Raw genomic sequence first — 24,014 nt, 5'->3', positions numbered from 1 at the left:
TTACCATGACGCTGTCCAGCGGGCTGATCGCCGCCGTTGCCCTGGCCTATATGGCCATTATGTTTGCCATCGCCTTTTACGGTGACCGCCGCCGTGCGCCGCTGCAGCCGCGTGTGCGTGCGTGGGTGTACAGCCTGTCGCTGGCGGTGTACTGCACCAGTTGGACGTTCTTTGGCGCTGTAGGCCAGGCCGCCGAACAGTTGTGGGCATTTTTACCGATCTACCTGGGACCGGTCCTGCTGCTGGTGTTGGCACCCTGGGTGCTGCAAAAGATGATCCTGATCAGCAAGCAGGAAAACATCACCTCGATTGCCGACTTTATCGCCGCGCGCTACGGCAAATCTCAGTCCCTGGCCGTGGTGGTCGCGCTGATCTGCCTGGTCGGCGTGTTGCCCTATATTGCTCTGCAACTTAAAGGCATCGTGCTCGGCGTAAACCTGTTGATCGGCGCCGGCGCCGATACCACGGGCACCCGCGCGCAGGACACGGCCTTGATCGTGTCATTGGTACTTGCGCTGTTCACCATCGTGTTTGGTACGCGCAACCTCGACGCCACCGAACACCACCGTGGCATGGTGCTGGCAATCGCGTTTGAATCGCTGGTCAAGCTGTTCGCATTTCTCGCGGTCGGCGCGTTTGTAACCTACGGCCTGTATGACGGTTTCGGCGACCTGATCAGCCAGGCGATGCTGGCGCCGCGCCTGGAAGAATACTGGCAGGAGACCATCAACTGGCCGTCGATGGTGGTGCAAACCGGCGTGGCGATGATGGCGATTATCTGCTTGCCTCGCCAGTTCCATGTGACCGTGGTGGAAAACATCGACCCCCAGGATTTGCGCCTGGCCAAGTGGGTGTTCCCGGCGTATCTGATCCTCGCCGCACTGTTTGTGATCCCCATCGCCCTCGGCGGCAAAATGCTGCTGCCCGGCTCGGTGCTGCCCGATTCCTACGTGATCAGCTTGCCGATGGCCGAAGCGCACCCGGCCCTCGCCGTGCTGGCGTTTATCGGCGGTGCGTCGGCGGCAACCGGCATGGTGATCGTCGCCAGCATTGCTTTGTCGACGATGGTCTCCAACGACATGTTGCTGCCCTGGCTGTTGCGCCGCTCAAGCGCGGAGCGGCCATTCGAAGTGTTCCGCCACTGGATGCTGTCGGTGCGCCGCGTCAGCATTGTGATCATCCTCTTGCTGGCCTACGTGAGTTACCGGCTGCTGGGTTCCACCGCGAGCCTGGCGACCATCGGCCAGATCGCGTTTGCCGCCGTGACCCAGCTGGCGCCAGCGATGCTTGGCGCGCTGTACTGGAAGCAGGCGAACCGGCGCGGCGTGTTCGCCGGGTTGGCAGCGGGCACGTTCTTGTGGTTCTACACGCTGGTTTTACCGGTGACGGCGAAAAGCCTGGGCTGGTCGCTCAGCCTTTTCCCCGGCCTCACGTGGATGCATTCCCACCCGTTTGGTTTGACGGTCACCTCACTGACCTTGGGCACGGTGTTCTCCCTGGCGGGCAACTTCACGCTGTTTGTGTGGGTGTCGATGCTGTCGCGCACGCGGGTTTCCGAACACTGGCAGGCCGGGCGTTTTATCGGCCAGGAAATCAGCCAACGCGCCAGCGCGCGGTCGATGTTGTCGGTGCAGATCAGCGACCTGCTCAGCCTCGCGGCGCGTTTTGTCGGTGAGGAACGCGCCCAGCAGAGTTTCATTCGCTTCGCCTATCGCCAGGGCAAGGGCTTCAACCCTAACCAGAACGCCGATAACGACTGGATCGCGCACACCGAACGCTTGTTGGCCGGCGTGCTTGGCGCTTCTTCGACGCGCGCCGTGGTAAAGGCTGCGATTGAAGGTCGGGAAATGCAGCTGGAGGACGTAGTACGCATCGCCGACGAAGCCTCTGAGGTATTGCAGTTCAACCGCGCGCTGCTGCAAGGCGCGATCGAAAACATCACCCAGGGCATCAGCGTGGTCGACCAGTCGCTCAAGCTGGTGGCCTGGAACCGACGCTACCTGGAGTTGTTCAACTACCCCGAAGGCTTGATCAGCGTGGGCCGGCCGATCGCCGACATCATTCGCTACAACGCCGAACGCGGCCTGTGCGGGCCGGGCGAGGCCGAGGTACACGTGGCGCGACGCCTGCATTGGATGCGCCAGGGCCGCGCGCACACCTCCGAGCGGCTGTTTCCGAATGGACGGGTGATTGAGTTGATCGGCAACCCAATGCCCGGCGGCGGGTTTGTCATGAGTTTTACCGACATCACCGCGTTTCGCGAGGCCGAGCAGGCATTGACCGAGGCCAACGAGGGCCTGGAGCAGCGGGTGACCGAGCGCACCCATGAGCTGTCGCAACTTAACGTGGCGCTGACTGACGCCAAAGGCGTGGCCGAAACCGCCAGCCAGTCGAAGACGCGCTTTTTGGCCGCCGTCAGCCATGACCTGATGCAGCCGCTGAATGCCGCGCGGCTGTTCTCTGCCGCCCTCTCCCATCAGAACGACGGCCTGTCTGCCGACGCCCGGCAGTTGGTGCAACACCTGGACAGTTCGCTGCGCTCCGCGGAAGACCTGATCAGCGACCTGCTGGATATCTCGCGCCTGGAAAACGGCAAGATCAACCCCCAGCGTCAGCCGTTCGTGCTCAACGAGTTGTTTGACACGCTGGGCGCCGAATTCAAGGCACTGGCCCAAGAGCAAGGCCTGCGTTTCCGGTTGCGCGGCAGCCGCGTGCGCGTGGACAGCGACATCAAACTGCTGCGACGGATTCTGCAGAACTTTCTGACCAACGCCTTCCGCTATGCCGACGGCCCGGTGCTACTCGGCGTACGCAGGCGCAAGAACGAACTGTGCCTGGAAGTCTGGGACCGAGGCCCCGGCATTCCGCAAGATAAACAGAAGGTTATCTTTGAAGAGTTCAAGCGCCTGGACAGCCATCAAACCCGCGCAGAAAAGGGCTTGGGCCTGGGCTTGGCGATCGCCGATGGCTTGTGCCGCGTGCTGGGTCATCGCTTGAGCGTCCGTTCCTGGCCCGGCAAAGGCAGCGTGTTCAGTGTGCGCGTGCCGTTGGCGCGTCATCAGGCCAGCCCTCAGGTCAAGGCGGCTCAAGACACCGGGCTGCCGTTGAGCGGCGCGCAGGTGCTGTGTGTCGATAACGAAGAAAGCATTCTGATAGGCATGCGGAGCCTGCTGACACGTTGGGGCTGCGAAGTGTGGACGGCCACCGACCAGGCTCAATGCGCGGCGCTGCTGGCTGACGGGGTACGCCCGCAATTGGCGTTGGTGGATTACCACTTGGACCACGGTGAAACCGGTACTGAGTTGATGGGCTGGCTGCGCGCGCAACTGGCGGAGCCGATTCCAGGGGTGGTGATCAGTGCCGACGGGCGCCCGGAGATGGTGGCCGAGGTGCATGCGGCGGGGTTGGACTACTTGGCCAAACCGGTAAAGCCGGCGGCGTTGCGGGCGTTGCTCAGTCGGCATTTGCCGCTGTAGGAAGGCTTGGCTCAATGCCTGGTGGGAACTGGTTTTTGTGGGAGCTGCCACATTTTTGATCCGGCGTTATTCAGGTACGTGCGCCACACCGTCGGCATCAGTCATGGCTTTTTCCAGCAAATCAGGTGGCAGGCTTTTACTCGCGCGGGCTCCCAACAGCCTTAATTGCTCGGTACGACTGACCAGGTTCCCGCGCCCATCCGTCAGCTTGTTCCGCGCCGCGCTGTAGGCTTTATCCAACTGTTGCAGACGGTTGCCCACTTCGTCCAGGTCCTGGATAAACAGCACAAACTTGTCGTACAGCCAGCCGGCGCGCTCGGCGATTTCCCGGGCGTTCTGGCTCTGGCGTTCCTGCTTCCACAGGCTGTCGATCACCCGCAGGGTAGCCAGTAACGTGGTCGGGCTGACGATGACGATATGGCGGTCGAACGCTTCCTGAAACAGGTTTGGCTCGGCCTGCAACGCCGCAGAAAACGCCGCTTCAATCGGCACAAACAACAACACAAAATCCAGGCTGTGCAGGCCTTCCAGACGCTTGTAATCCTTACCGGCCAGGCCTTTGACGTGGTTGCGCAGCGACAACACATGCTGTTTCAAGGCCGCCTGGCCGATCAGGTCATCATCGGCGGCAACGTACTGTTGATAGGCCGTGAGGCTGACTTTGGAGTCGACCACCACCTGCTTGTCGCCGGGCAACATGATCAACACGTCCGGCTGAAAGCGCTCGCCGTCCGGGCCTTTAAGGCTGACCTGAGTCTGATACTCGCGGCCTTTCTCCAGCCCGGCGTGCTCCAGCACCCGCTCAAGGATCAGTTCACCCCAATTACCCTGGGTTTTCTGGCCCTTAAGTGCACGGGTCAGGTTGGTGGCTTCGTCCGACAGGCGCAGGTTCAGTTGCTGTAGGCGTTCGAGTTCCTTGGCCAGGGAAAAACGCTCACGCGCTTCATTCTGGTAGCTTTCTTCGACCCGTTTTTCAAACGACTGGATGCGTTCTTTCAACGGGTCAAGTAATTGCCCGAGGCGCTCTTGGCTGGTTTCGGCAAAGCGTTGCTCACGCTCATCGAAGATCTTCCCGGCCAGCTCGGCAAACTGTGCCCGCAACTCATCACGTGAGCCTTGCAGGTCGGTCAGGCGTTGTTGATGGCTGTCCTGTTGTTCCCGCAGCTCGGCGCGCAAGGCGGCGGACAGCGCATCGAGGCGACGCAGCTCGGTTTCTTTGGCGCTGCGGTCGAGGTTCCAGGCATGGGCGGCGTCACGCGCGTTATCGCGGTCGATCTGCAGCAGTTCGACTTCACGGCGCATGGCGGCCAAGTCAGCTTGTTTTGCGGAGTTGGCCTGGCTCAGGTCGCTGATCTCGTCGCGACTGGCGTCAAGTTGAGCCGCAAGCCCTTCCTGGGCCAGTTGCGCGGTGGCAAGGCGCTCTTCAAGCAATTCCCAACCGGTGGTGCGTGCGGTCAGCCGCCGTTGAATCTGCCAGCACAGCGCCAGTAACGGCACGCCAGCGCCAGCAAGGCCCACGGCAATACTTGTCCAGTCAAAAGCCATCGCCATTTCTGCCATCACGAAAAAAGGAGAGGTTAACGGAGCACAAGGCTAGACGACAGCTCAGTCTTCGACCTGGCCCAATTCGCGCTGAGCGCGACGGTCACCGGCGCGGGCGGCCAGGCGCAGCAGGTCGTGACCAATGCGGCGGTCGCGGGCGCTGCCGCACTCACGGCACATCAATTCGCCCAGGCGGCTCTGCGCGGCCACGACACCGTGACGGGCCGGTTGCTTGAGCAAACGCCCGGCGAAGTGTTTGACGTTGGTGTTCTGGCCCAGGCGCGGGCTGTCGAGCAGCCATACGGCAACTTTCAAGGACAACCGCTCGGGTGCGGTAACAGTGTGCGGGGTGTCGGTAACATCGGGTGATACTGAGCGAAACTTCATAAAGCACTGTGGGACAGATCGGAAGGCGCGCCACTCTACTCTTTTTTTCCTACAGGTAAAGCTGAAAAAAACCTGCACGCCCGTTCTAGAGCAAGCGCTCGGGACAATCCACAGAAGCTGTGGATAAGTCAGTGGACAACCCAGCTTTAACTCGCGCAAAGGCCCATGGAACGGGGGCCGCAGTCAAACTGACGATTTTTTCACCAATAAAAAAAAGCGATACTTTTCATTGACTTAAATTTTCATTGCAGGCAAATGCCGCTGCCACCGGGCAAGGAGTCGCGTGTCTACACACCGCGCAACTAATGTGCACAAGTACCCATCCACTGGTTATATGGGCGAGGCTTTTTGCTTCAACCGGGTGGAAAAATGTTACCGGTGGGCCAAAACCGCAGGACTTTTCAAATCTGCTCAGGCTCGCCACACTGGTCGACCCACCACACAACACTGTAAGGGTCGATGAAAGGAATTCTGATATTTGCACTGTTGTTGTTTGCCATCTGTGCGACCTCACTGAGCATCAACGCGGCACTTCCCTCCCCCGACGGCGCGTTGTTTGCTATCGCCATCCTGCTGTCGGCCGCGTTTACAGCGGTGAGCCTGTGTATCGAGCTGGGTGAAGGCAGAATCAATGACATGCGCGACGTGATGAAGGTCATCGAGACCGGCCGCTCCTGGCGTTTGACCCTTGCGGCCTACGGGCTGGGCTGCTCACTGGCGGCGGCAGTGACGGTGCTGGTCTATCGCGGGCTGCTGGGCGGTTGACTGAAGTTTTTTGGGTGGAGCGCTTTCTTTCCCTGTTTCAATCCGTTACTATCCGCCGCGTTAGTACCAAGCTGAAAGTCAATTCTGGTCGAACAACTCCCCTGAACAACACGGGATCGACCACCTAGATGGTTTCCAGGTATCACTTGCGACGACACTGCCTTTGAACACGCAAAGGGTGTCGCGAAGTCTCAATACTCTGACCGAACCAGCCTGCAAATTGATCAGGATCTTCACCCCGGGCCCAGAACCTTTGCCCCTGTTGTGTTGCCTGCCCTCCTAAGTACCTACCTGCCAGCCCAAGCGCGCCTAACTTATTAGCGCTTCAAACTGGCTGCTTTGTTCCAGTCGGGTTCTTCGTTCGATCAATGGTGATCAACGTCACTGGAACGTTTTAACGTTGCACGGTTCTTAACCGTGTCATTTGTAGGAACACCCATAATTATGTCAACTATCCACACTCAGGATGCCATTCGCACCCTCACCAGCGCTTTTGCCCCAATGAACTGCCTGATCATGGCCGCTCGCAAAGGCTGCTTCAGCTTCACACTGGTCAACGAACACGGCATCGCTCGTCACAGCGAACGCCTGTACCCCGATCAATACTCCAGCGCAGAGCCGCTGCAGGCCGTGATCGAGCGTACCCGTCAGGCACTGGTTGCCTGATCGACCCGAGTCGCTGAAACACAAAAAACCCTGTTTAAAACACAGGGTTTTTTATTGCCTGAAATTCGAGTCTGGCACGACTTTACTAAGTTCAAATAGATATAAACGTTATAACTGAATGAAGAAGATGTTTTAAAAACAGTCCTTTACATCACAAATATGACACTACACTTCAACTGAAGCGGCGTGATCCGCTTGCGACGGGCCTGAGATCCGATTCACAGCTGCCAAGCCCTCCCTCTCGGGCACCGTCGACCACTTTCATGGACCGAGGCTTGTATGGGTATCGCCGCCAGTGAATTGTGTCGTTATGTGATCAGGCCGACGTTGCTGTACTTCGGTTGCCATAACCAGACAGCGGAATCCCTGCTGCTGGGCATCGCTGCCAGCCAGTCGGAATTAGGCTCCGCTTTGCATGACCGGCGCGGTCATGGCCTTTACAGCATCACCGAACCCCGCCACCGCGCCCTCTGGGACAACTACCTGGCGCTGGACCCCGAGCGCGCCAGCCTGGTGCGCGGGCTGGCCAGCCAACATGCTTTCCTCAGCGCGCCCCAGCTGGAACTCACGGTTAACTTGCGCTACGCCACGGCCATCGCATGGCTTCTGGTCGAGCAACAGCGCCCTGCGCTACCGCCGCCCGGCGACGTGCTGGCCATGGCACGTATCTGGAAAGAAATATTTCACCCTCAAGGACGGCTGCGGGATTTCACCCACGCCTGGAAAACCTGTGTTTCACCCATGAATCAGGTCACTTGTTGATCAGGCATCCTGCAAGATTCGGCTAAACACGGTGAATCTGGTCTGATTGTCCTACAAAAAGGCTCTATCTCCTGCATTACAGCCTATAGCGCGAACTTAAAATTATTGTTACTTTCCGCAGCGGTGATCACCACGGAGTTCTAATAATGAAAAAAGTAATGCTCAAGACCACACTTAGCCTCGCCGTTGCCATGGCATCTTCCCAACTGTTCGCAAGCGGCTTCGCCCTTAACGAACAAGACGTCGCCGGCATGGGTACGGGTTTCGCCGGCCGCTCTTCTTCTGCCGATAACGCCAGCACCGTTTATGGTAACCCTGCCGGTATGGCTCGCCTTGACGGCCAGCAAATCACCGGTGGTGTCGCAGCCATTGACGCGTCCACCGACATCAAAGACGCCAGCGGTCGCTCACGCGGCAGCAACAAAGGCGACATGGTGCCGTTCACCGCTGTTCCGTTTGGTTTCTACACCAATAAACTCAATGATCAGTGGGCTGTCGGCTTTGGTGTTTACGCACCGTTCGGCCTGAAGACTGACTACGAACGCGGCTTCCAGGGTCGGGCTTTTGGCAACAAGAGCGAAGTGGCGGTCATCACGTTCCAGCCGACTATCAGCTACGCCTTCAATGACAAGGTGTCGATCGGTTTTGGCCCGACCATCAACCGCATCACCGGCACGCTGGAATCGCAGCCAAACCTGGGCCTGCTGCCACTGCCTGGCCTGGCGGGCACCGGTGACAACAAAATCAAAGTCAAAGGCGACGACACAGCCCTTGGCTTCAACGCTGGTATCCTGGTGCAAGCCACTGACACCACCCGCGTCGGCCTGACCTACCACTCGAAAGTTAAATACAAACTCGAAGGCCACACCGACGTCACCCCTGGCACTGGCGTTCCAGCGGCCTACCTGGGTGCCGGTCGCTATGACGCCTCGCTGAAAGTTGACACCCCTGAATCCTGGGACGCGTCGGTCACTCAAGACCTGAGCGATGCGTGGAAGGTTTACGGTGGTGCGACCTGGACGCGCTGGAGCCGCCTGAAAGACATCACCGTCAACAACGAAGGCGTGACCCGTGCGGGCGGTGCGCTCGCACCTCAGATCGTCGGCCGCATCTCGGAACCGCAAGACTGGCACGACACCTGGGCTTACGCGCTGGGTACTTCGTATCAGGTCACCAAGCAAGTGGTGCTGCGTACCGGTCTGACTTTCGACCAGTCGCCGACCAACAACACTGATCGTTCGCCGCGCATTCCTACCGGCGACCGGACCATCTTCAGTGTCGGCCTGGGCTATGCGGTGATGGATAACATGACCGTCGACCTGGCTTACTCCTACCTCAAGGAAGAGCCAGTGAAGGTTAACAAGCAGAACGCGCTGGGCCAGACCTACGCGTCGAAGTACGAAAACAGCGCCAACGGTTTCGGCCTGGGCGTGACGTACAAGTTCTGATGTAAACCGATAAAAAAGCCCCGCTCTCCTGCAAAGGAGGCGGGGCTTTTTAGTGCGCGCCAATCAGGGTTTGGACGCCAGCGCTTGTTCCACCGCCTTGATCAATTCCGGGCTGTCCGGCTTGGTCAGGCTGGAGAAATTGGCAATCACGTTGCCTTGGCGATCCACTACATACTTATAGAAATTCCACTTCGGCGCGCTGGCCTGCTGCGCCAACACTTTGAACAGGTTCACCGCATCCGGCCCCTTGACCTTCTGTGGCTCGGTCATGGTGAAGGTCACGCCGTAATTGACGTAACACACCTTGGCGGTTTCCTCGCCGGTTTTGGCTTCCTGCTTGAAGTCGTCGGACGGTACGCCGATCACTTCCAGCCCCTGGCCTTTATAACGCTGATACAAGGCTTCGAGGCCTTTGAACTGCGGAGCAAACCCGCAGAAGCTGGCGGTATTGACGATCACCAGCGGTTTGCCGGCAAAGCGCTGGCACAGGTCGATGGATTCCTTGGCGCGAAGCTTGGGCAATTGGCCCTCAAGCAACGGTGGGCAGTTGGCAGCCATCGCAACACTGCCAATGGCCATCAGGACGGGTACAGCGAGCCAGCGCATCTGCATGTTGAAGGTCCTTGAAATTCTTCAGTTCATGAAGTTAACAGATCGACATACCCAGTTGCATCAACGCAAGGCCACCGTGTTGCCAACCCCACCAGGCAAGCAGCAACAGGACCAGCCCTGCTGCCAGCGCCAAACACCGCACCGCTATACTCATGCCGCCTCCATCTGCGCCTGCAAGCGTGCCACCGGCCGCTCGCGCACAGGCCAATTCAGGGCCGCCGCCAGCACACTCAACAGCACGGCTACTTGCCAGATCAAATCGTAGTTGCCGGTTCGATCATAGACCACCCCGCCCAACCAACCGCCAAGGAACGAACCCAACTGGTGGAACAGGAACACAATCCCACCGAGCATCGAGAGGTTTCGCACACCAAACAGCGTCGCGACCGTACCGTTGGTCAGTGGCACGGTGGACAGCCACAGGAAGCCCATGGCCATGCCGAACAGGTAAGCCGTGATTTCTGTCACCGGTGCCCACAGGAACAATACGATCACCACCGCGCGCAGCAGGTACAACGCCGTGAGCAAACGCGGTTTGGACATGCGCCCGCCGAGCCAGCCGGCGGTGTAGGTGCCGAACACGTTAAACAGGCCGATCAAGGCCAGCACCGTGGTGCCAACTCTTGCCGGCAGATGCTGGTCTACCAGATACGCGGGCAAGTGCACACCGATAAACACCACCTGGAAACCACACACGAAAAAGCCGAACGCCAACAGCCAGAACCCGGAGTGGGAACCTGCCTCCTTCAGCGCTTCGCGCAGGGTTTGCTGCCCGACCATGACCGGCAGCGGTTTGTCCTTGAGCATCGCCACCAGCGGCAAGATCAGCGCCACCATCAGGCCCAGCATCAGCAAGGCGGCTGACCAGCCGAGCCAACTGATCAGGCCCAAAGTGCCCGGCACCATGGCGAACTGGCCAAAAGAACCGGCGGCGCTGGCGATGCCCATGGCCATGCTGCGTTTTTCCGGCGCCACGGCGCGGCCGACGACCCCTAGAATGACCGAGAACGAGGTGCCCGACAGGCCGATACCAATCAGCAACCCCGCGCTGAGCGACAGCGACCACGCCGAATCAGACATGCCCATCAGCACCAGACCGACGGCATACAGCACCCCGCCGACAAACACTGCTTTGGCCGCGCCGAAACGGTCCGCCAGGGCGCCGGTAAACGGCTGCGCCAGGCCCCAGATCAGGTTCTGCAAGGCAATCGCAAAGGCGAACGTCTCACGGCCCCAGCCAAATTCGCTGCTCATCGGCGCCAGAAACAGGCCGAAGCCATGCCGCACACCCAGCGACAACGCCAGGATCAGCGCACTCCCCACAAGAACCCAGCCACTGGCGCGCCACATCGAGGTCATTTGTTATTCTCCGCTCGCGGGTATATACCCGCTTGTAGTCGAACAAACCCGCGTTCAGGCGAGTTCGTCCAGCAAGGCCAATAGGGTTTCGCGTTTTTCCGCGCCCAGTCGATCGATCAATTTTTGTTGTGCCGCTTCCCACGCCGGTAGAGCTGCAGTCAGGCGCTCTTCGCCCGCTTCAGTCAATTGCACCAAACGGTTACGCAGGTCATCACCCTCAACCAACCGCACCAGGCCTTCGCCTTCGAGTACGCGCAAATTACGACCCAGGGTGCTGCGATCCAGACCCATGGCGTCGGCCAGGCTGGAAATACTCGGTTGGTCGAGACGCTGCAGATTGCACAGCAGAGAATACTGGGCAACGTTGATCCCGAAGCCGTCGAGAGCGCCGTCGTAATGCCTGCTGACGCCACGGGCGGCACGTCGCAGGTTGGTGCATAAACATTGGGAGGCTAGCATTGAGCGTGTATATACCCGGAATTATGGAATTGCAAGCAAGCGTTACAGCGCCAGACCGACCAGAACCGCCGTTTCCAGCAGCTCCAACAGGGCGCCCGCGGTGTCGCCGGTGGTGCCGCCCAACCGATTGACCATCAACTGGCGCAGCCACACAAAACACACGGCAGCGAGCAACACGGCGATGCCTCCGTTGAAACCGCCGATCAAAATGCACGCCAGGCCACTGAGGATCAGCACCTGCTGGCCGACAACTCTTGGTAAGTGATCCGACAACGCCTGACCCAAACCGCCCGCGCGCACGTAGCGCGTGGTGAGAAACAGCGCGAGCATTGAAGCGCGCCCGATCAGTGGCGCGAGGATCAGCGCCGCACCATTGTGCTGCTCAATCAGCGCCACCAACGCCGTGAACTTGAGCAGCAACACCAGGCCCAACGTAACCACTGCAATCGGGCCGCTGCGCGGGTCTTTCATGATGGTCAGCGTGCGTTCGCGGTCGCCGAAGCCGCCGAGCCAGGCATCGGCACTGTCGGCCAGGCCGTCCAGGTGCAAACCGCCACTGAGCAGCACCCAGGCCGTCAGTAACAACGCGGCATGCAGCAACAGCGGTGCGCCCATCAACAGCGTGTTGAGGCCCCATAACAGCAGCCCGAACAGCACGCCCACCAGCGGGTAAAACAGCAACGAACGGCCGATTTCCTGGGGCTGCGGCATGCCCGGCAACTTGATGGGCAGGCTGCTGAGAAATTGCAGGGCAATCAAGAACGGCAGCATCCTCAGACTCCTTCCTTTAACGCGCCGCAGGCCTCGACCTGCAAGCTGAACAGGCTGCCGTGCCCGACTTCGACATTCAGCAATTGCTCCCGGGGTAAACTCCGCGCGCGTGCCAACAGCAGACGCATCACGCCACCGTGGCTGATCAGCAACACCCGCTCGCCGGCATACGCCTGATGCAGGCGTGAGACGGCGCCCAAAACACGCTCGGAAAAATCGCTGACAGGCTCGCCATCGGGCGGCGTGAAGCTGTAGGGGTCGGCCCAAAACAGGCCAAGCCCTTCAGCGTCGGTTTCCATCAGCGCGGCTGCGCTCTGCCCTTCCCAGGCACCGAAGTGTAATTCTTGCAGGTCTTTTTCGAGGCTGACCGGCACGTCGAGCCGTGCACCCAATTCCTGCGCAAACAGTGCGCAGCGCTGCAACGGCGAGCTGACCAACCGGTCCCATGGCCCCTGCTCCACCACGGCGGCGCGCATCTGCTCCCAACCCTTGGCGGTCAACGCATCATCGAGGCTGCCGCGCAAGCCGCCACCCAACTCGGTTTCGCCATGGCGCAGCAGGTCCAGACGCAAGGTCATGCCGGGCGATCTGCAACGGCGGCTTCGGCGAACGTCGCCATCTGCCCGTGCAATGCACAGGCCAGGCGCAGCATGGGCACCGCCAGCGCCGCGCCACTGCCTTCGCCCAGGCGCAGGCCGAGTTCGAGCAGCGGCTGGGCGTCGAGGTGTTGCAGCACATGACGATGGCCCGGCTCGGCACCCCGATGGCCAAACAGCAGCCATTCGCGCGACGCCGGGTTCAGGCGCGTGGCGACCAGTGCGGCGACGGTGCAGATAAAACCATCCACCAGCACGGCGATGCCTTCCTGGGCACAGGCCAGGTAGGCGCCGACCAGTGCAGCAATTTCAAAACCGCCTAGGTTGAACAGGGTTTGCAGCACGTCATCACGTTGCCCGGCATGCCGTGCCAATGCGCGCTCGATCACCGCCACTTTGCGGCTGACGCCTTCGGCATTCAGGCCCGTGCCGGGGCCTGTGAGGTCACTCACTTGGCAATCGAGCAAGGCACACGCCAGCGCGCTCGCCGCCGTGGTGTTGCCGATGCCCATCTCGCCACCGATAAATAACTGCGCGCCGGATTCACGCGCACGCAGCACGCTGTCCCGGCCCGCTTGCAGCGCCAGCTGCCCCTGAGACCCAGTCATCGCCGGGCCGTGAACAAAATTGGCCGTGCCCGCCCCGATATTCAGGTGACGCACGCCCGGCAAATCCAGCGACGGCGTGACCGTGCCGAGGTCGACCACTTCCAGTTGCGCACCCAACTGCCGCGCCAACACGCTGATGGCCGCGCCGCCGCTGACAAAGTTATGCAGCATCTGCCCGGTCACTTCCTGCGGGAACGCCGACACGCCCTCCGCCACCACGCCGTGGTCACCGGCAAAAATCGCGATCCACAGCTGATCCACCGACGGCTTGACCTGGCCTTGCAAGCCGGCCAATTGCACCGCCAGCGCTTCCAGCTGGCCGAGGGAGCCAGCCGGTTTAGTCAATTGCTGCTGACGCGCCAGTGCGTGTTCATGCGCCGAAACATCAATGGTTTTGCAAGGGTTGAACCACCAGGAGTCAGTCATAACGCGATACCTTTCAATGTCAGGGGCAGGCCGGCAACCGTCAGGACAACACGCTGACACCGCTCGGCCAGGGCTTGATGCAGCCAACCGGCTTCATCCACATAGCGGCGAGTCAATTCGCCCAGCGGCACGACACCGAGACCGGTTTCGTTGCTGACAAAAATGATTTCACCCGGCAGCGACGCCAGGCTTTCCAACAACTGATCCCGCTCCAACGCCAGGCGCGCCGGGTCTTCCAGCATCAACAGATTGGTGAGCCAGAGGGTCAGGCAATCCACCAACAGGCAGCGATCCGCCGCGGCGTTTTCACGCAGCACCCGCGCCAGTTCGACAGGCTCCTCAATCAACCCCCAAGCGTCAGGCCGACGCTGACGATGCAGAGCGACGCGCTCATTCATCTCCCCATCCAGCGGCTGGCTGGTAGCGATGTAAACGACCGGCAAACCGCTGTCGCTGGCGAGCTTTTCGGCAAGACGGCTCTTCCCGGAACGGGCACCGCCGAGAATTAATTGAAGCATGTGCAGGTTCCTTTATCGGCGAGATCAGAGCCTGAGGCGGGGACTGCCGACTGTGGGGTGTCAGCTGAAAACGGGGCGCGGCCATCGCAGGCAAGCCAGCTCCCACACAATCTGCTTTTGATCCAACCACTCAGGTCGGCTCTCAGGCCGCCGTGCTTGTGATCTTGCTTTTGATTTTGATCCGAGACGCCCCGTAAACCACGATGGCCGGAGTGAGGGCATGCCGAGCCTAAGCGAGGCACCGAGTGGTGGGGCGAAGGCCTTTTGGTTACTTTTGGCTGGGCCGGCTTCCGGCCTTTCCAAAAGTGACCCGCTGTAAGAGCGGAACCATCAGCCGCCGTTACCGCAGCAACGGATATGCCCACCGCAACCCAGCTCCCACACTTGGCCATCAGATTCCACATAACGTGCGCAACAAAGTGGTATCGAGGTGGTGCTCTACCAAATCCGCCAACCGCTCAATATCCCGCTCGCGCAGAGCGTGGTAATCCACCTCCTGCACATCCTGTAACCCAGCCCAGCGCAACAAAGCACTGCACGCCGCAGGCGTCTCAAACAAACCATGCAGATAAGTCCCAAAAATCTGCCCATCCGCACTCTGAGCACCGTCGCTGCGGCCATCGTCCAGCAACACCGCAGCTCGGGACAACGCATCGCCAGACGTCACACCGGCATGAATCTCATACCCACTGACCTCGGCATCTTCAAGCAATAACCGCCCGCGCACATTGCGCAGTTGCTTCTCTTCTTCAAGGGTCGTGCTGAACGCCAACAGCCCCAACCCTTCACTGGACCCGCAAGGCCCCTCCAGCCCGAGAGGGTCATGCACCTGCTCGCCGAGCATCTGCAAGCCGCCGCAAATACCCAGCAACTTGCCGCCATAACGCAAATGCCGCGCCACGGCGGTGTCCCACCCATTGGCGCGCAAATACGCCAAATCACTGCGCACACTTTTCGAGCCCGGCAAAATAATCAGGTCCGCCGCAGGGATCGCCTGCCCCGGCCCGACAAACTGCAGATCCACCTGCGGATGCAAACGCAGCGGGTCAAAATCGGTGTGGTTGCTGATACGCGGCAACACCGGCACTACCACCTTGAGCACCTGCGCCGCCTTGTCGATCTGACGTCTGTCGATACCGTCTTCAGCCTCCAGATGCAGGTCCATCACATACGGCAACACACCCACCACCGGTTTGCCGGTGCGCGCTTCCAGCCAATCCAGCCCCGGTTGCAGCAGTGCGATATCGCCGCGAAAGCGGTTAATGATGAACCCCTTGACCCGCGCCTGCTCAGTGGGCGACAGCAACTCAAGGGTGCCGACCAAATGGGCAAACACACCGCCACGGTTGATATCGGCGATCAACAACACCGGGCAATCCACCGCCTCGGCAAAGCCCATATTGGCGATGTCATTGGCGCGTAGGTTGATCTCCGCCGGGGAGCCCGCGCCTTCTACCATCACCACCGGATACGCTTCGCTTAACCGCGCGTGGGAAGCCAGCACCGCCTGCATCGCGATGGCTTTGTAGTCGTGATAGGCCACCGCATTCATGCTGGTGACGGCACGGCCGTGGATGATCACTTGGGAGCCGGTGTCGCTGTTGGGCTTGAGCAGCACCGGGTTCATGTCGGTGTGCGGCGCCAGGTTAGCGGCCTGGGCCTGCACGGCCTGGGCGCGACCGATTTCGCCGCCCTCGGCGGTGACTGCGCTGTTGAGCGCCATGTTCTGTGGTTTGAACGGCACGACCGCCACACCCTGGCGCACCAGCCAACGGCACAACGCAGTGACCAAGGTACTTTTGCCGGCATCGGAAGTGGTGCCCTGCACCATCAACGTAGTCATGAGACTTCCTTGTAGGCGGCCAGCGCTTCATCGACTCGCAGCCACTGCGCCTCGGTGTCGGGCAAACCAAAACGCACACTGCTGTCATGGATAAACAAGCGCAACAGAATGCCGCGCTGGGCCATGAATTCGTGCAGCCGTTCGGCGTGAGGGGTGATCAGCCATTGAAACAAGGCGCAGCCACCGTGGGGTTGAAAGCCGTGGCGCTCGAGCAGCTCAAACAAACGCTGGCCGGCTTCGATGCAGCGAAGACGTTGGCGTGTGTGCCCAGCGGTATCGCGCAAGCACGCCTGGCCGATTACCCGCGTCGGCCCGCTGACGGCCCATGGCCCGACCTGCTCGGCGAGCAATTTGAGCAACCTGCGCTCGGCCAGCACGAAGCCCAGGCGCACACCGGCCAGGCCGAAGAACTTACCGAAGGAACGCAGCACAATCAGCCCGACTTGATGGGCGTGGCTCGCCAGGCTCAGTTGTGGAGTGACGTCCATAAACGCTTCGTCCACCACCAGCCAGCCGCCGCGCTGCGCCAGCCGCGAGTGCCAATCGAGCAGGCGCTGCGGCGCCAGGCTCAACCCCGTGGGGTTGTTGGGGTTGACCACCACCAGCACGTCGAGGCCGTCGAGGAAGAAGTCGACTTCCTGTTCCTGCACCTCACGCACCACGTACCCGGCACGGCGCCAGGCTTCGGCATGCTCGGCATAGCACGGCGACAACACGCCGACCTTGCCGGTGCGACGCAGGCGCGGCAACAGCTGAATCGCGGCCTGGGAACCTGGCACCGGCAACACATGGGCGGCGCCGTAATATTCGCTGGCGGCTTTCTCCAGGCCATCATCGGTTTCCGGCAACCGCGCCCAGGCGCGTAGAGGGATTTCGGGGATCGGCCACGGCCATGGCGCCAGGCCGCTGGACAGGTCGAGCCAGTCGGCCTCGGCAATCCCGTACTGCATCGCCGCCTTGCGCAGCCGGCCACCGTGTTCAAGCATAAAATTGCGCCCCTGCACAAAGGATCAGCAGCCATAACCATACGCCGCGCTGCACCAGTTGCCAGCCTCGGTCGATGGCATCGGCATCGGCTGCCGGGCCTTCTCCCAGTTGCGGGCGCTGATGCAACTCGCCGTGATAAATCGCCGCGCCGCCCAGTTCGACTCCCAGTGCACCGGCGCCCGCCGCCATCACCGGCCCGGCATTCGGGCTGTCCCATGTCGGGCCCTGGGTGCGCCAGCATTTGAGTGCCAGTCGGGTGTTGCCCAATACCGCGTAGGTCAACGCCACCAGACGTGCAGGAATGTAGTTCAGCACATCGTCGATTTTGGCCGCTGCCCAGCCGAAGCGTTCGAAGCGTTCGTTGCGATAGCCCCACATGGCGTCAAGGGTATTGCTCAGGCGATAGAGCACCACGCCCGGCACACCGGCGACCACAAACCAGAACAGCGCGGCAACCACCGCATCGCTGCCGTTCTCCAACACTGATTCGGTGGCGGCGCGGGCAACTTCGGTGCTATCCAATTCAGTGGTCTGGCGGCTGACCAAATAGCTCACGCGTTTGCGCGCTTCGTCCAGGTCGCCGCTGCGCAGGGCCTGGGCCACCGGGATCACGTGTTCACCCAGGCTGCGCATGCCGAGGGCGCAGTACAACGCCAGAATTTCCAGCACCCAGCCGATGTACGGCGCCCACGACAAGGCGGTGGCCAGCAATGTCAGCGGCACGACAGCGATGAACCACGCGGTCACGCCATGGCTGCGCCAGCCACGGCCGCCGGCATTGAAACGTTTCTCGATGCGCCCGGCGAAATTGCCGAACGCCACCAGCGGATGCCAGCGCTTGGGCTCGCCCAGCAACGCGTCCAGCGCCACTGCCGCGACACACAGCAAGGCCACACTCATTGACTCACTCCCCACACATTTTCATACAACATGTCACTCAGCGGCCGTGGATCGGTCCAGCCTTCGAGCTGCAACATCGGTGCCGGGTAGAACGCCTCTACCGGTCCCAGACACAACACCGCCAGGGGTTTTGCGCCGGGTGGCAAGCCCAGCAAGTCGGCCAGGGCCTGAGGCTCGAACAGCGAGACCCAGCCCATGCCAAGGCCTTCGACGCGCGCCGCCAGCCACAGATTCTGGATCGCACAGGACAGTGAAGCCATGTCCATTTCCGGCAAGGTGCGACGACCAAAGATATGACGCTCGCGATCATCCATCAGCGCCGCTACCAACACTTCGGCGCAGTCATGAATGCCTTCGACCTTGAGCTTCATAAACGCGTCGGAGCGCTCGCCGAGGGCTTCGGCGGTGCGGATGCGCTCTTCCTCCACCAACTGCTGAATTTTCCCACGCAGTTGTCGGTCGCTGATGCGAATGAAGCGCCAGGGCTGCATCAATCCGACACTGGGCGCCTGGTGGGCAGCCTGGAGCAGGCGGTGCAACAACTCGGGAGCGACGGTGCCACCGGTGAAGTGGCGCATGTCGCGGCGTTCGGCGATGGCGCGGTAGACGGCGTCGCGGTCGGCTTGAGGGAAGGCGTTGTCGGTCATGGCCCTATCGCGGGCAAGCCCGCTCCCACAGTTGACCGAGTTGAAACACCCTCCAGTGTGGGAGCTGGCTGGCCTGCGATGGCGGCCTCCCGATCAGGCGCAAACAATGCGGCCACAGCAGCCGGATTCGACGGAAAATAAAAGTGCACATAGGAAGCCGTCATCCGCCCCTGCCGATAAACCGATTCGGCACCGCGCCCGCCATTCGGGCTCACGCCACGGGCAATCGGCTCCCACTCGGTGCTGGTCAGCGAATGGTGATAGGTGTGGCCACGCAATACACCTTCCGGCAGCTCGACGCTTTGCAGCGCCAGGGCCGCCAGTTTTTTCTGCATCACCGCATCGCCTTGCAGCAGGCCAACCAGCTCGGCGCGGGTACCGTCGACATCGGTGAGCGAATCGAGCAGATAGAGCATGCCACCACACTCGGCCAACAACGGTTTGCCGGCGGCGTGATGGGCGCGAATCGCATCGAGCATCGGGGTATTTTCCGACAGCGCCGTGTGGTGCAGTTCCGGGTAACCACCGGGCAGATAGAGGCTGTCGGCGTCGGGCAACTCGCGGTCGTGGATCGGCGAGAAGAAGTGCAACTCGGCGCCCATTGCCCGCAACAGGTCGAGGCTGGCGCCGTAGGTGAAGGCGAAGGCCTCGTCGCGGGCCACAGCAATGCGCACGCCCGTGAGCAACGGCTCGGCCTTGATCACTTCCGGTACGGCAAAGGTCACCGGCGGCGGCACGGCGACTTCGCAACTGCTGCCCAGCGCTTGAGCGGCGGCGTCCAGGCGCATGTCGAGGTCATTTAGCTCGCTGGCTTGCACCAGGCCCAGATGACGGCTGGGCAATTCGATCCCGGTTTCTCGAGACAATGCGCCGTACCAGCGCAAGCCTTCAGTGAGGCTGCCTTCCAGCAGTTGCGCGTGGCGCAGGGTGCCGACGCGGTTGGCCAGCACGCCGGCGAACGGCAAGTCGGGTTGATAACGCGCCAGGCCCAGGGCCAGCGCGCCAAAGGTCTGAGCCATGGCCGTGCCGTCGATCACGCCGAGTACCGGCACGCCGAAGTGGCGCGCCAGGTCAGCACTGGACGGCGTGCCGTCGAACAGGCCCATCACGCCCTCGATCAATATCAGGTCGGCCTCGCCTGCGGCTTCCCACAGCAAGCGGCGGCTTTCCTGTTCGCCGACCATCCACATGTCCAATTGATACACCGGCGCACCGCTGGCGCGCTCGTGAATCATGGGGTCGAGAAAGTCCGGCCCGCATTTGAACACGCGCACCTTGCGCCCCAGGTTGCGGTGCAAGCGCGCGAGTGCGGCGGTGACGGTGGTTTTGCCCTGGCCGGACGCCGGTGCGGCGATCAGGACAGCCGGGCAATGACGGGGCTGATTCAAAGTTCGACGCCCTTCTGTGCCTTGATCCCGGCTTGGAACGCGTGCTTGAGCATGCCCATTTCGGTGACGGTGTCGCCCAGCTCAATCAGCTCAGGTTTGGCGCCACGGCCGGTGACCACCACGTGTTGCATCGGCGGGCGGGCTTGCAGGTCGCTGAGCACCTGGTCGAGGTCGAGGTAGCCGTGCTTGAGGGCGATGTTCAACTCGTCCAGCACTACCATGCCGATGGCGGGGTCTTGCAGCAGTTCGCGGGACACGACCCACGCGGCTTCGGCGGCGGCGATGTCGCGCTGGCGGTCCTGGGTTTCCCAGGTAAAGCCTTCGCCCATCACATGGAAACGTACTTGTTCGGGGAAGCGACGGAAGAACATCTCTTCACCGGTGCTGTGGCGGCCCTTGATGAACTGCACCACGCCGCACTGCATGCCGTGGCCCATGGCGCGGGCGAGCATGCCAAACGCCGAGCTGCTCTTGCCTTTGCCGTTACCGGTGAGCACCAGCAACAATCCGCACTCGTTGGGGGAATTGGCGATGCGCTCGTCGATCACGGCTTTTTTGCGCAGCATGCGCGCCAGGTGGCGTTCTTCGCGGTCGGGGGAATCAGTCATGGCAGCTCTCCGTTGGGGCTGGACAAAAACGGCGGGCAGGAAAAAGACAAAAACAGACAGCCAAGCATCGCCCACCGTGATGCTGTTGGATGATCCAGGCCGGTCTCCGGGCTCATGAGTGGCGCTCTCGTGGAGAGGGCAACCGACGATGCGCCTTCCCATATCGCGTGCGATACAGTGGCAAAAAGCACCGTTTTCACTCATTTACCGTTGCGGGGGCAGCGCCGGAGTTGCGGCAGCACTGTGTACAAGTGCGCTCACTCACCGGCTTCCCTGTTTCACTCTGTCGACCCACGGGCCACAGAGCACCTGGAACAAGCCGCGAAGGTTAGTGGGTTGGGGGTGGAGCGTCAATTAAAGCTGGCCTTGCACTTGAACCATCCCACTGCCGCACTCCTCTACCCTTACAGGTATTCAGGAGAAAACCATGCATAAAACAAGACTTGCCTTACTGATCATGGTCGCCGGCACCCTCGCCGCCTGCGGTGAAAGCTCTACCTTGCAGGTGTCCGACGGCACCGGGCCTTCGCCCAAATTGCCGGAGCCGAACAAAACCCTGATCCCCACCGTGAACATCGCCCCGGCAATTGGCTGGCCTGATGGCATGAAGCCGACCGCCGCCGCAGGCACCCAGGTGGCTGCGTTTGCCGAAGGGCTCGATCACCCGCGCTGGTTGTATGTGCTGCCCAACGGCGATGTGCTGGTGGCCGAAACCAATGCACCGCCCAAGCCGGATGATTCCGCAGGCATACGCGGCTGGGTAATGGAAAAGGTTATGGGCCGTGCCGGCGCGGGCGTACCCAGCCCGAACCGCATCACGCTGCTGCGCGATGCCGACCACGATGGTGTGGCCGAAACGCGCACGGTGTTTCTGGAAAATCTGAACTCGCCCTTCGGCATGACCCTGGTGGGCAATGACCTGTATGTGGCGGATTCGGACAAGCTGCTGCGTTTTCCCTACCAACCGGGCGAAACCGTGATCAAGCAGGCCGGTACAAAGGTCGTCGACTTGCCAGGTGGCAGCATCAACCACCACTGGACCAAAAACGTGGTGGCGAGCAAGGACGGCAGTAAGCTGTACGTGAGCGTTGGCTCCAACAGCAACGTTGGCGAGAACGGCCTGGCGGCCGAAGAAGGTCGGGCGGCGATCTGGGAAGTGGACCGTGCCACGGGCCAGCACCGCATTTTCGCCTCAGGCCTGCGTAACCCCAACGGCATGGCCTGGGAACCACAAAGCGGCAAGCTGTGGACCGCAGTGAATGAGCGCGACGAGATCGGCAGCGACCTGGTTCCGGACTACATCACCTCGGTCAAGGATGGCGCGTTCTATGGCTGGCCATTCAGTTACTACGGGCAGCACGTGGATGTGCGGGTAAACCCGCAGAGCCCGGACCTGGTGGCCAAGGCGATTGCGCCGGATTACGCCGTGGGCCCGCATACCGCATCGCTGGGCCTGACGTTCGCCGAGGGCAGCAAACTCCCTGCGCAGTTCAGCAACGGCGCGTTTATCGGCCAGCACGGTTCGTGGAACCGCAAGCCGCACAGTGGCTACAAGGTGATTTTCGTGCCGTTCGAAGGTGGCCAGCCTAAAGGGCAGCCGGTGGATGTGCTGACCGGGTTCCTCGACAAGGACGAGAAAGCCATGGGCCGGCCGGTGGGCGTTGTGATTGATCAGCAGGGGGATTTGCTGGTGGCAGATGATGTGGGGAATAAGGTGTGGCGGGTGTCGGCGGCTAAGTAGCCGATTTCAAGCACAACACAAAGCAAATGTGGGAGCTGGCTTGCCTGCGATAGCATCGCCGCAGTGCAACTGAGACACCGAGTTGACTGCATCGCAGGCAAGCCAGCTCCCACACTGGTCTCTGTGTGCCTTTACGGGTTGCGCGCCAGATTGGCCGGCAACACGCGCTTGGCGCTCAGGTAGGCATTCTGCCAATACGCCTTGGACAAGGTGTCCAGCTTCACCGTACCGCCCGTCTGCGGCGCATGCACAAAGCGGCCTTCGCCCACGTAGATCCCGGCGTGGCTCACACGAGAACCGCCACCCGTGGCAAAAAACAGCAAGTCACCGGTTTGCAGGTTTTGCTCGCTGACGTCTTGCGCACGCATCACGATCAGTTCACGGGTGGTACGCGGCAGGGAGATCCCGGCGGCGTCGCGGAACACAAAACCGATCAGGCCGCTGCAATCAAACCCGGAGTCCGGCGTATTGCCGCCCCAACGATACGGCGTGCCGACCAGGCCCAGCGCGCGAAAGAGCACGTCTTCAGCCGCAGGCGAATAGTTTTGGACGGAATAGTTGAACACCGGCTTGGGCTTCACTGCTACGGGAGCAGCGGGCGGCGGCGGACGGCTTGAGCAGGCGCTGAGGAGCGCGGCGCAAACGAGAAGAATGAGGCGGGCCGAGTTCGACATGTGCAGAACAATCCTGGTCTGGATGCGGCTTTCGCTGCCGAAGGCTGAAAACCAGAACGCGCAAGCAAAGCTCGCGCGAACGGATTCCAACAATATCCAGGGATTCTAGCGCTTACACATCAAACTTCAAGTATCACTTTAACTTTACTTACTAGCGGTAACCGTCGTCGGGGCCATGGCGAGTGCGCGCTTGGCTTCAATGAAGGTTTTGCTCCAGTAACTGTCACCCAGGTTGTCGACGCGAACACCACCACTGCGACGGCTGCTGGAGTGGATAAACTGGTTATCGCCCAAGTAGATACCGGCGTGGCTGACACGGCCACGGCCTGCTGTACTGAAGAAAAGCAGATCACCGGGCTTGAGGTTGTTGCGTGCGACCAACGGTGCATCCACGTTGATCATTTCGCGGGTCGAGCGCGGCAGGTTCATGCCGGCTTCTTCACGAAACAGGTAGCCGATAAAGCCACTGCAGTCGAAACCGGCTTCAGAGGTACCGCCGAAACGGTAACGGGTACCGATCAGGGACATGCCGCGTTCAAGAATGCTGTCAGCCAGAACGGGAAGCTGGTAAGGCTTGCGACCAGCAAAGTTGACCAATTCTTTTTCGGTTGCCCGTTCTTCATTGTAAAGAGCTTCCTGATAAACAGAGGAAGACTGCGATGCAACGAATTTGGCTTGGGATTGTTGTTGGCTTTTTTGCTGCTCGACCACCTGCTGAGGGTGGGAGGCGCAACCAAACAAAAGGGTTACAAGTGCGAGAGGCACGAGGGGTGCGAAGCGATTTAGCATGGGCACGACCGTGGCTGGTATGTAAAGAAGCCGAGACTATGC

23 protein-coding genes and 1 riboswitch are annotated in these 24,014 nt (G+C 61.0%); of the genes, 6 read left to right on the top strand and 17 right to left on the bottom strand.

Annotation, left to right across the window (positions count from 1 at the left end; all coding sequences use genetic code 11):
- Positions 1-5: 5 nt before the first annotated feature.
- Positions 6-3,476 (top strand): NahK/ErcS family hybrid sensor histidine kinase/response regulator, encoded by a 3,471-nt coding sequence (locus Q7C20_RS10440; protein WP_375067144.1) that lies wholly within the window; start codon positions 6-8, stop codon positions 3,474-3,476.
- 66 nt (positions 3,477-3,542) lie between these two features.
- On the opposite strand, the gene rmuC is transcribed toward Q7C20_RS10440, so the two are convergent.
- Positions 3,543-4,907 carry a DNA recombination protein RmuC gene (rmuC, locus tag Q7C20_RS10435; RefSeq protein WP_348055675.1) on the bottom strand — a complete coding sequence of 455 codons (1,365 nt, stop codon included), beginning with the start codon at positions 4,905-4,907 and terminating at the stop codon, positions 3,543-3,545.
- Positions 4,908-5,081: 174 nt separating this feature from the next.
- A complete protein-coding gene (locus tag Q7C20_RS10430; RefSeq protein ID WP_375067142.1) occupies positions 5,082-5,405 on the bottom strand; it encodes a sel1 repeat family protein in 324 nt (107 codons plus the stop codon).
- 459 nt (positions 5,406-5,864) lie between these two features.
- On the opposite strand from Q7C20_RS10430, the gene Q7C20_RS10425 reads away from it, so the two are divergent.
- The 4 genes from Q7C20_RS10425 (at position 5,865) to Q7C20_RS10410 (ending at position 9,046) form a co-directional block, all read left to right on the top strand.
- Positions 5,865-6,170: a hypothetical protein gene (locus tag Q7C20_RS10425; RefSeq protein WP_375067141.1), complete on the top strand. Its 306-nt coding sequence runs from the start codon at positions 5,865-5,867 to the stop codon at positions 6,168-6,170.
- A 441-nt stretch (positions 6,171-6,611) separates the two neighbouring features.
- Positions 6,612-6,836, top strand: coding sequence for a hypothetical protein (locus Q7C20_RS10420; protein ID WP_375067183.1), 225 nt, complete (start codon positions 6,612-6,614; stop codon positions 6,834-6,836).
- Between the two features lie 279 nt (positions 6,837-7,115).
- Positions 7,116-7,598, top strand: a complete 483-nt coding sequence (locus tag Q7C20_RS10415) for a hypothetical protein (RefSeq protein ID WP_375067139.1) — start codon at positions 7,116-7,118, stop codon at positions 7,596-7,598.
- 146 nt (positions 7,599-7,744) lie between these two features.
- Positions 7,745-9,046 carry an OmpP1/FadL family transporter gene (locus Q7C20_RS10410; RefSeq protein ID WP_375067137.1) on the top strand — a complete coding sequence of 434 codons (1,302 nt, stop codon included), beginning with the start codon at positions 7,745-7,747 and terminating at the stop codon, positions 9,044-9,046.
- Positions 9,047-9,109: 63 nt separating this feature from the next.
- Here Q7C20_RS10410 and Q7C20_RS10405 read toward each other — a convergent pair whose 3' ends face one another.
- From Q7C20_RS10405 to cobO, 13 genes are all read right to left on the bottom strand, one after another.
- A complete protein-coding gene (locus Q7C20_RS10405; protein WP_375067135.1) occupies positions 9,110-9,658 on the bottom strand; it encodes a glutathione peroxidase in 549 nt (182 codons plus the stop codon).
- A 150-nt stretch (positions 9,659-9,808) separates the two neighbouring features.
- On the bottom strand, positions 9,809-11,008 hold the full coding sequence (locus Q7C20_RS10400; RefSeq protein ID WP_375067181.1) for an MFS transporter: 1,200 nt from the start codon (positions 11,006-11,008) through the stop codon (positions 9,809-9,811).
- 63 nt (positions 11,009-11,071) lie between these two features.
- Positions 11,072-11,476, bottom strand: coding sequence for a MarR family transcriptional regulator (locus Q7C20_RS10395; RefSeq protein WP_348055641.1), 405 nt, complete (start codon positions 11,474-11,476; stop codon positions 11,072-11,074).
- 42 nt (positions 11,477-11,518) lie between these two features.
- Positions 11,519-12,247, bottom strand: coding sequence for an adenosylcobinamide-GDP ribazoletransferase (locus Q7C20_RS10390; protein ID WP_375067133.1), 729 nt, complete (start codon positions 12,245-12,247; stop codon positions 11,519-11,521).
- Between the two features lie 2 nt (positions 12,248-12,249).
- Positions 12,250-12,825 carry an alpha-ribazole phosphatase family protein gene (cobC, locus tag Q7C20_RS10385; RefSeq protein ID WP_375067131.1) on the bottom strand — a complete coding sequence of 192 codons (576 nt, stop codon included), beginning with the start codon at positions 12,823-12,825 and terminating at the stop codon, positions 12,250-12,252.
- Positions 12,822-13,877 (bottom strand): nicotinate-nucleotide--dimethylbenzimidazole phosphoribosyltransferase, encoded by a 1,056-nt coding sequence (cobT, locus tag Q7C20_RS10380; RefSeq protein WP_375067129.1) that lies wholly within the window; start codon positions 13,875-13,877, stop codon positions 12,822-12,824. The genes cobC and cobT overlap by 4 nt, the downstream gene beginning before the upstream one ends.
- The gene (cobU, locus tag Q7C20_RS10375) at positions 13,874-14,395 is read right to left on the bottom strand and encodes a bifunctional adenosylcobinamide kinase/adenosylcobinamide-phosphate guanylyltransferase (RefSeq protein ID WP_375067127.1); all 522 of its coding nucleotides are present in this window, start codon (positions 14,393-14,395) and stop codon (positions 13,874-13,876) included. Before cobU ends, cobT begins: the two co-directional genes overlap by 4 nt.
- Before the next feature lie 391 nt (positions 14,396-14,786).
- On the bottom strand, positions 14,787-16,238 hold the full coding sequence (locus Q7C20_RS10370; protein WP_375067125.1) for a cobyric acid synthase: 1,452 nt from the start codon (positions 16,236-16,238) through the stop codon (positions 14,787-14,789).
- Positions 16,235-17,224: a threonine-phosphate decarboxylase CobD gene (gene cobD / locus Q7C20_RS10365; RefSeq protein ID WP_348055653.1), complete on the bottom strand. Its 990-nt coding sequence runs from the start codon at positions 17,222-17,224 to the stop codon at positions 16,235-16,237. Before cobD ends, Q7C20_RS10370 begins: the two co-directional genes overlap by 4 nt.
- On the bottom strand, positions 17,217-18,125 hold the full coding sequence (gene cbiB, locus Q7C20_RS10360) for an adenosylcobinamide-phosphate synthase CbiB (protein WP_375067123.1): 909 nt from the start codon (positions 18,123-18,125) through the stop codon (positions 17,217-17,219). The genes cobD and cbiB overlap by 8 nt, the downstream gene beginning before the upstream one ends.
- A complete protein-coding gene (bluB, locus tag Q7C20_RS10355) occupies positions 18,122-18,772 on the bottom strand; it encodes a 5,6-dimethylbenzimidazole synthase (protein WP_375067122.1) in 651 nt (216 codons plus the stop codon). Before bluB ends, cbiB begins: the two co-directional genes overlap by 4 nt.
- A complete protein-coding gene (locus Q7C20_RS10350) occupies positions 18,769-20,160 on the bottom strand; it encodes a cobyrinate a,c-diamide synthase (RefSeq protein ID WP_375067120.1) in 1,392 nt (463 codons plus the stop codon). The genes bluB and Q7C20_RS10350 overlap by 4 nt, the downstream gene beginning before the upstream one ends.
- Positions 20,157-20,768 (bottom strand): cob(I)yrinic acid a,c-diamide adenosyltransferase, encoded by a 612-nt coding sequence (gene cobO, locus Q7C20_RS10345; RefSeq protein WP_375067118.1) that lies wholly within the window; start codon positions 20,766-20,768, stop codon positions 20,157-20,159. The genes Q7C20_RS10350 and cobO overlap by 4 nt, the downstream gene beginning before the upstream one ends.
- A gap of 79 nt (positions 20,769-20,847) precedes the next feature.
- A riboswitch (cobalamin riboswitch) is annotated at positions 20,848-21,096 on the bottom strand.
- Between the two features lie 99 nt (positions 21,097-21,195).
- On the opposite strand from cobO, the gene Q7C20_RS10340 reads away from it, so the two are divergent.
- The gene (locus Q7C20_RS10340) at positions 21,196-22,509 is read left to right on the top strand and encodes a PQQ-dependent sugar dehydrogenase (protein ID WP_375067116.1); all 1,314 of its coding nucleotides are present in this window, start codon (positions 21,196-21,198) and stop codon (positions 22,507-22,509) included.
- A gap of 131 nt (positions 22,510-22,640) precedes the next feature.
- Here Q7C20_RS10340 and Q7C20_RS10335 read toward each other — a convergent pair whose 3' ends face one another.
- Together Q7C20_RS10335 and Q7C20_RS10330 are read right to left on the bottom strand one after the other, a co-directional pair.
- The gene (locus tag Q7C20_RS10335) at positions 22,641-23,183 is read right to left on the bottom strand and encodes a C40 family peptidase (protein WP_375067115.1); all 543 of its coding nucleotides are present in this window, start codon (positions 23,181-23,183) and stop codon (positions 22,641-22,643) included.
- Between the two features lie 144 nt (positions 23,184-23,327).
- Positions 23,328-23,972 (bottom strand): C40 family peptidase, encoded by a 645-nt coding sequence (locus Q7C20_RS10330; RefSeq protein ID WP_375067113.1) that lies wholly within the window; start codon positions 23,970-23,972, stop codon positions 23,328-23,330.
- Between the last annotated feature and the right edge of the window lie 42 nt (positions 23,973-24,014).

The organism is Pseudomonas sp. AMR01, from assembly GCF_041946035.1.
Taxonomy (GTDB): domain Bacteria; phylum Pseudomonadota; class Gammaproteobacteria; order Pseudomonadales; family Pseudomonadaceae; genus Aquipseudomonas; species Aquipseudomonas antarctica_B.
This window is presented reverse-complemented; position numbering and strand designations above follow the sequence as displayed.